1 rRNA gene (running past one end of the window) is annotated in these 1,396 nt (G+C 56.3%); it reads right to left on the bottom strand.

The features are described 5' to 3' along the window. Positions 1-2: 2 nt before the first annotated feature. Positions 3-1,396, bottom strand: a 23S ribosomal RNA gene (locus tag ACFU74_RS36315) (it continues 1,374 nt past the right edge of the window).

Raw genomic sequence — 1,396 nt, 5'->3', positions numbered from 1 at the left:
CTGAGGACAAGCCCTCGGCCTATTAGTACCGGTCAACTCCACCCCTCACAGGGCTTCCATATCCGGCCTATCAACCCAGTCGTCTACTGGGAGCCTTACCCTCTCAAGGAGGTGGGAGTGCTCATCTCGAAGCAGGCTTCCCGCTTAGATGCTTTCAGCGGTTATCCCTCCCGAACGTAGCCAACCAGCCATGCCCTTGGCAGAACAACTGGCACACCAGAGGTTCGTCCGTCCCGGTCCTCTCGTACTAGGGACAGCCCTTCTCAACACTCCTACGCGCACAGCGGATAGGGACCGAACTGTCTCACGACGTTCTAAACCCAGCTCGCGTACCGCTTTAATGGGCGAACAGCCCAACCCTTGGGACCTACTCCAGCCCCAGGATGCGACGAGCCGACATCGAGGTGCCAAACCATCCCGTCGATATGGACTCTTGGGGAAGATCAGCCTGTTATCCCCGGGGTACCTTTTATCCGTTGAGCGACGGCGCTTCCACAAGCCACCGCCGGATCACTAGTCCCTACTTTCGTACCTGCTCGACCCGTCAGTCTCACAGTCAAGCTCCCTTGTGCACTTACACTCAACACCTGATTGCCAACCAGGCTGAGGGAACCTTTGGGCGCCTCCGTTACCCTTTAGGAGGCAACCGCCCCAGTTAAACTACCCACCAGACACTGTCCCTGATCCGGATCACGGACCCAGGTTAGACATCCAGCACGACCAGAGTGGTATTTCAACGACGACTCCACCATGACTGGCGTCACGGCTTCAAAGTCTCCCACCTATCCTACACAAGCCGAACCGAACACCAATATCAAGCTATAGTAAAGGTCCCGGGGTCTTTCCGTCCTGCTGCGCGAAACGAGCATCTTTACTCGTAATGCAATTTCACCGGGCCTATGGTTGAGACAGTCGAGAAGTCGTTACGCCATTCGTGCAGGTCGGAACTTACCCGACAAGGAATTTCGCTACCTTAGGATGGTTATAGTTACCACCGCCGTTTACTGGCGCTTAAGTTCTCAGCTTCGCCCCACCGAAATGGAGCTAACCGGTCCCCTTAACGTTCCAGCACCGGGCAGGCGTCAGTCCGTATACATCGCCTTACGGCTTCGCACGGACCTGTGTTTTTAGTAAACAGTCGCTTCTCGCTGGTCTCTGCGGCCACCCCCAGCTCGGAGTGCAAGACTCGTCACCAGGAATGGCCCCCCTTCTCCCGAAGTTACGGGGGCATTTTGCCGAGTTCCTTAACCATAGTTCACCCGAACGCCTCGGTATTCTCTACCTGACCACCTGAGTCGGTTTGGGGTACGGGCCGCCATGAAACTCGCTAGAGGCTTTTCTCGACAGCATAGGATCATCCACTTCACCACAATCGGCTCGGCATCAGGTCTCAGGC

It is taken from the genome of Kitasatospora sp. NPDC057500 (assembly GCF_042802195.1).
Taxonomy (GTDB): Bacteria; Actinomycetota; Actinomycetes; order Streptomycetales; family Streptomycetaceae; genus Kitasatospora.
The sequence above is the reverse complement of the archived record's forward strand: the minus strand, read 5'-3'. Positions and strand labels throughout refer to the sequence as shown.